Source organism: Streptomyces longispororuber (genome assembly GCF_014656095.1).
In the GTDB taxonomy this organism is placed as follows: Bacteria; Actinomycetota; Actinomycetes; order Streptomycetales; family Streptomycetaceae; genus Streptomyces; species Streptomyces longispororuber.
Genome location: NZ_BNBT01000117.1, coordinates 22,434 through 28,099, shown reverse-complemented (window position 1 = coordinate 28,099; position 5,666 = coordinate 22,434). Strand labels below are relative to the sequence as shown.

General features: G+C 77.1%; 4 protein-coding genes. 2 read left to right on the top strand and 2 right to left on the bottom strand.

Features of this window, described 5'->3' with window-relative positions; translation table 11 throughout:
• A partial coding sequence (locus IE330_RS28065) for a DUF2510 domain-containing protein (RefSeq protein WP_190138940.1) occupies nt 1-711 on the bottom strand: 711 nt, incomplete at its 3' end.
• 391 nt (nt 712-1,102) lie between these two features.
• Between IE330_RS28065 and IE330_RS28060 the strand changes: the two genes are divergently transcribed.
• Nucleotides 1,103-1,582, top strand: a complete 480-nt coding sequence (locus tag IE330_RS28060) for an SsgA family sporulation/cell division regulator (protein ID WP_190138939.1) — start codon at nt 1,103-1,105, stop codon at nt 1,580-1,582.
• Between the two features lie 52 nt (nt 1,583-1,634).
• On the opposite strand, the gene IE330_RS28055 is transcribed toward IE330_RS28060, so the two are convergent.
• Nucleotides 1,635-3,005 carry an FAD-binding oxidoreductase gene (locus IE330_RS28055; protein WP_190138938.1) on the bottom strand — a complete coding sequence of 457 codons (1,371 nt, stop codon included), beginning with the start codon at nt 3,003-3,005 and terminating at the stop codon, nt 1,635-1,637.
• A 97-nt stretch (nt 3,006-3,102) separates the two neighbouring features.
• Between IE330_RS28055 and IE330_RS28050 the strand changes: the two genes are divergently transcribed.
• Entirely contained in the window at nt 3,103-4,644 is a 1,542-nt protein-coding gene (locus IE330_RS28050; protein ID WP_190138937.1) for a tetratricopeptide repeat protein, read from the top strand.
• Nucleotides 4,645-5,666 lie beyond the last annotated feature (1,022 nt).

Here is a 5,666-nt window from a genome sequence, read left to right as displayed (position 1 = left end):
GGCCGGGGGCGTCGGCGCCGCGGGGCCCGATCCCGGGGCGGGCTTGGCGCGCAGGGCCCTGATGGCCATCGTGCCCTCCGCCCCGGCGGCGGCGTCCGGGGTGGCCGGGCCCGCGGGCTTCACCGGTCCGGTGGGGCGGCGGAAGGTGACCGTTCCCTCGCCGGTGGGAGGCGCCGGCGTGCCCGGCTTGACGGCGGGGCCGCCGCTCGCGCCGGGGGCCTCGGCGCCGTCCGGGCCGTTCTCGGTGCGGGCCTGCGCGGGTACGCGGTGCGCGGTGCCCCGGGCGGTGCCCGGCGCGGCGCCGTCCGCGCGGGCCGCGGGCTCGGCGGACAGCCTCGGGTCGCGCGGCTCGGGGGCGCCCCACGACACCCGCTGGTCCTGCTCCCCGCCGAGCCCGCTCTGGCGGGCGGCGTCCGCGGCCCAGGCCGACGGGGGCTCCTGCTCGGCGTCGGCGGCGGGCTCCTCGGACTGGGCGACGCCCTCCGGTTCCTCGTCGAAGAAGACGGGACCGGTCTCCTCGACCTTCGGCGCGGGCACCGCGACCGCGCGCGGCGGCGCGGGCAGGGGCTCTCCGTCGGACGGCGCCGGACGGCTCGTACCGGGCACCCAGGCCGTGCCGTTCCAGTACCGGACGTAGCCGGGGATGGACGGATCGGGGTAGTAGCCTTCGCGGGGCCTGTCGTCGCCGGGGGCCGGGGTTGGGGCGCTCATGTCCGTCGTCCCGTATCTGCTCGGGGGTCGTGTGAGGCTCCACATCTATCAGACCGGTGCGTCCCGCCGGGCGGCTCCCGCCGCACCGCCCCCTTCCGTGCACGGTTCCTCCCCGGCCTCCTCCCCGTCCCCTCCGGCCACGTCCACGGCACGCCCGTACGAGGCCCACGGCACGCCCGTACGACGTCCGTTCGAGGTCCTTGGGGCGTCCGTACGGGGTCCGGGGACGCCACCCGTCGGGGTCCGGGGACGTCCGTACGGGGTCCGGGGACGTCCTTCGGAAAACTTTCCCGAAGTCGCGTAATGCCCGGCGCCTTCCGCGCTCTCGCTCTACGCGGGCCCGTCCCACGGCCCGCGGTCAGACGCGAGACAAGAGAGAGGAAGCGCGGACATGTACACCGTCGTGGAACGCGAGCTGGAGCTCAAACTGGTCCTGTCCCCGGAACGCGTGGTCCCCGTCCCGGCCCGGCTCACCTACCGCACCGACGACCCCTACGCCGTGCACATCGCCTTCCACATCGGCTCGGAGAACCCGGTGCACTGGACGTTCGCCCGGGAGCTGCTGGTGGAGGGGGTGTTCCGGCCGTGCGGCCACGGTGACGTGCGGGTGTGGCCGACGAAGGTCGAGGGCCGCTCGGTGGTCCTGATGGCGCTGAGCTCGCCGGACGGGGACGCCCTCCTGGAGGCGCCCGCGCCCGCCGTGTCGGCCTGGCTGGAGCGGACGCTGCGGGTGGTCCCTCCGGGCTCTGAGGTCGAGCGGCTCGGCATCGACGACGGCCTGGCCGAGCTGCTCACCCCCACCCCTGGCCGCGCCGACGAGCTGTGGCTGCGCGACCCGTGGCCCTCGGACGAGTCCAAGGACGGTGAGTGAGCGCAGCCGCCCGGGGAGCGCCCGCCGCGGGGGCGGGACGAGGTGAGCGGGCTCAGAAGAGCTTGCCGGGGTTGAGGAGGTGGTGCGGGTCGAAGGCGGCCTTGACGGCGCGCTGCATCTCGACGCCCACGGGCCCGAGTTCGCGCGCCAGCCACTCCTTCTTCAGGACGCCGACGCCGTGCTCGCCGGTGATGGTGCCGCCGAGGTCCAGGCCGAGGGCCATGATCTCGTCGAAGGACTCGCGGGCACGCCGTGACTCGTCGGGGTCGGCCGCGTCGAAGCAGACGGTGGGGTGCGTGTTGCCGTCGCCCGCGTGGGCGCAGACCCCGATGGTCAGGGCGTACTTCTCGGCGATGCGCTCGACGCCGTCGAGCAGGTCGCCGAGGCGGGAGCGCGGCACGCACACGTCGTCGATCATCGTGGTGCCCTTGACCGCTTCGAGGGCGGTGAGCGACAGGCGGCGGGCCTGGAGCAGGAGTTCGGACTCGGCCGCGTCCTCCGCCGGGACGACCTGGGTGGCCCCGGCGGCCTCGCACAGGGCGCCGACGGCGGCGAGGTCGGCGGCCGGGTCCGGGGTGTCGAAGGCGGCCAGGAGCAGCGCCTCGGTGGTCTCGGGCAGGCCCATGTGCGCCAGGGAGTTGACGGCCCGGATCGTCGTGCGGTCCATCAGCTCCAGGAGCGAGGGCAGGTGGCCCTTCGCCATGACGGCGCAGACGGCGTCGCAGGCCGCGGCCGCCGAGGCGAACTCGGCGGCCAGCACGAGCTGCCGGGGCGGGCGCGGCTTCAGCGCGAGGACCGCCCTGACGACGATGCCGAGGCTGCCCTCGGAGCCGACGAACAGGCGCGTGAGGTCGTACCCGGCGACGCCCTTGGCGGTGCGGCGGCCGGTGCGCAGGAGGCGGCCGTCGGCGAGGACGACGTCGAGGCCGAGGACGTACTCGGCGGTCACGCCGTACTTGACGCAGCACAGGCCGCCGGACGCGGTGCCGATGTTGCCGCCGATGGTGCACATCTCCCAGCTCGACGGGTCGGGCGGGTAGGCGAGGCCGTGTTCGGCGACGGCGCGCGAGAGCGTGGCGTTGACGACGCCGGGCTCGACGACGGCGATCCGGTCGACGGGGCTGATCTCCAGGATGCGGTCCATCTTGACCAGCGACACCACGACGCAGCCGTCGCTGGCGTTGGCCCCGCCGGACAGGCCGGTGCGCGCGCCCTGCGGCACCACCGGCACGCGCAGCGCGGTGGCCGTGCGCATGACGTGCTGGACCTGCTCGACGGTGCGCGGCAGGACGACCACGGCCGGGGCGCCGGCGTCGCAGAAGCTCGCCATGTCGTGCGCGTACGAGGAGGTGACGTCGGGGTCCGTGAGGACCGCGTCGGCGGGCAGTCCCGCCCGGAGGGCTTCGACGAGGGCGCTGCTCATGATCACAGCCTCGCACCCGGGGGCCATCGGTGTGAACCCGTGTGCGGCGCCCTTCACGTGCCGGGACGCACTCTTCGTATTGACGCACAGTTGCGCCATGGAGACCCAGAAACCGAACGCCCCGAAGGCGGCGCCCGAGGTCCCCGCGCTGGGTCCGGCCGGGTCCCTGGCGCAGTTGCTCAGCGGGGAGCGGCTGCGCGGGGGGAGGCGGCCGCGCCGCCCCCGCGGGGCCCGGCGCCGCGCGGTGGTGGCGTCCGTCGCTGGGGCCGCGGTGCTCGGCGGGGTCCTCGTGTGCGTGCCCTGGGGCGAGGAGCGGGCGGCGCGGCCCGCGCTCGGGCCTTCGGGGCGGGCGCTCGCCGCGGCGGGTGCCGGGGCCCCGGCCGCGCTGCCCGACCTGGCCGCGCTCATCGGGGAGCGCGAGGCCCATCTGCGGGCGCATCCGGGGGACGCCCCGTCGTGGGCGGTGCTCGGCACGGCGTACGTCGAACGGGGCCTGCGCACCGGGGACTTCGCGTCGTACCCGAAGGCCGAGCGCGCGCTGCGGACGTCCCTGAAGGCCGCGCCCGAGGGGAACGTGGACGCCCTGGCCGGGCTCGCGGCGCTCGCCAACGCGCGGCACGACCACCGCGCGGCGCGCACGTGGGGCGAGCGGGCGGCGCGGCTCGCGCCGAAGCGGTGGGCGACGTACCCGGTGCTCATCGACGCCTACCGGGGGCTCGGGGCCGCCAAGGCCGTGGGCCGGTCCCTCGACAAGCTCCGGGACCTGACGTCGGGGGCCGCCGTCATGACCTGGTCCGGCCTCGTCTACCGGGACCGGGGCTGGCGCGAGGACGCGGCGGCGAAGCTGGCCGACGCGGCGGCCCTGGCCCGGGGCCCGGCCGAGCGGGCCGCGGCGCTGCACCGGGTCGGGGAGCTGGCCTGGGAGCGCGGGGAGCCCGCGGAGTCGCTGCGCTACGCCGAGGCGGCGCTCGCGGCCGATCCCGGGCACCATCCCTCGCTCGCCGCGAAGGGGCGCGCCCTGGCGGCGCTCGGCCGCACGTCGGAGGCGCTGCGCGCCTACCGCAGCGCGCTGGAGCGGTGGCCCGAGCCCGTCTACGCCCTGGAGCTGGGCGAGGTGTACGAGTCGCTGAAGCTGATGCCGGCCGCGCGGGCACAGTACGACGTCCTGCGGGCGCGGGTGCGGGAGGCCCGGCGCGGGGGTGTGAACCACGAGTGGGTGCTCGGGCTGTTCGAGGCGGACCACAGGGACGCGGAGGCCGCGGTGCGGCGGCTGCGGGCGGAGTTCGAGCGGCACGGGAGCCCGCGGAACGCGGACGCGCTCGGCTGGGCGCTGCACCGGGCCGGGGACTCGGAGGCCGGGCTCGAACTGGCCGAGGAGGCGATGGAGAAGGGGCCGCGCAGCGCGGTGTTCGCCTACCACCGGGGCATGATCGAGCGGGAGCTGGGGCGGTACGGGGCCGCGCGGCGGCACCTCTCCCTGGCCCTGCGGGTGCACCCGAGCTTCTCCCCGCTGGGCGCCCCGGCCGCGCGCCGGGCCCTGGCGGCCCTGGGCGACCCGCCCGAGGGCGGCCCGGCGGAGGTCTACGCCGCACCGGGCACGGAGGCGGCCAAGCCGACGAAGCCTCCACGCGGCCGCTGAACAGGCGAGGCGGCACCTGGGGCTGTGCCCACCCGTCCCGCCCCAGCGGCAGCGGGCAGTCCCACCCACCCTCCCCCGCCCCGCGAGAGGCCAGGCGGCACCGGGCGGACGGGAGAACCACCGGGCACACCGGCGGCACAGCCGCTGCACCAGCCGAGCGGCACCTAGGGCTGTGCCCACGCCTTCCCCAAGCTCTCGGCTTCGCTCGAACAGGGGAGCCCCACTCGCCCAGCGGGCCCCCAGCACCCCACGCCAGGGCACCCACGCCACGGCGCGCACGCCACGACGCCGGACTCGCCCTCAGCCAAGGCCCCAGTACTCACCGCCGCCCGGACCCACCCACCCGCCCCCACCACGGGAAGGGTGCCACCCCAGGCCGGGGGGAGACACCACCGCGGCAGCGGCAGAAGGCGGGGAGACCCACCCGCAGCACTCCACACCGAGCCGCCTGCCCGGCCCCACGGCCGAAGGGCCCCAGTACTCACCGCCACGCAGACCCGCCCACCCGCCCCCGCCGCGGGAAGGGTCCCTCCCCGGAGTGCAGCAGGCGGCCGGGAAACACCGCCGCGGCAACGACAAAAGGCGCGGACACCCACCCGCAGCGCCCCGCGCCCGGGCCAAGCGGGCGAAGCCAGGCCGTCACGGGCGGGCGGGAAACACCGCCGCGGCAGCGGCGGAAAACGCGGGCACCCACCCGCAGCGCCCCGCGCCCGGGCCAAGCGGGCGAAGCCAGGCCGTCACGGGCGGGCGGGAAACACCGCCGCGGCAGCGGCGGAAAGCCCGGGGCAGTCAGCCGCAGCGCCCCGCGCCCGGGCCGAACGGGCGAAGCCAGGCCGTCACGGGCGGGCGGGAAACACCGCCGCGGTAGCAGCGGAAAACCCGGGGCACCCACCCGCAGCGCCCCGCGCCCGGGCCGAACGGGCGAAGCCAGGCCGTCACGGGCGGGCGGAAAACGCGGGCACCCACCCGCAGCGCCCCGCGCCCGGGCCAAGCGGGCGAAGCCAGGCCGTCACGGGCGGGCG

Excerpts from the sequence above, each read along its gene's own strand:
- IE330_RS28060 (WP_190138939.1), top strand. The coding sequence starts at position 1,103 with ATGTACACCGTCGTGGAACGCGAGCTGGAGCTCAAACTGGTCCTGTCC.
- IE330_RS28055 (WP_190138938.1), bottom strand. The coding sequence starts at position 3,005 with ATGAGCAGCGCCCTCGTCGAAGCCCTCCGGGCGGGACTGCCCGCCGAC.
- IE330_RS28050 (WP_190138937.1), top strand. The coding sequence starts at position 3,103 with ATGGAGACCCAGAAACCGAACGCCCCGAAGGCGGCGCCCGAGGTCCCC.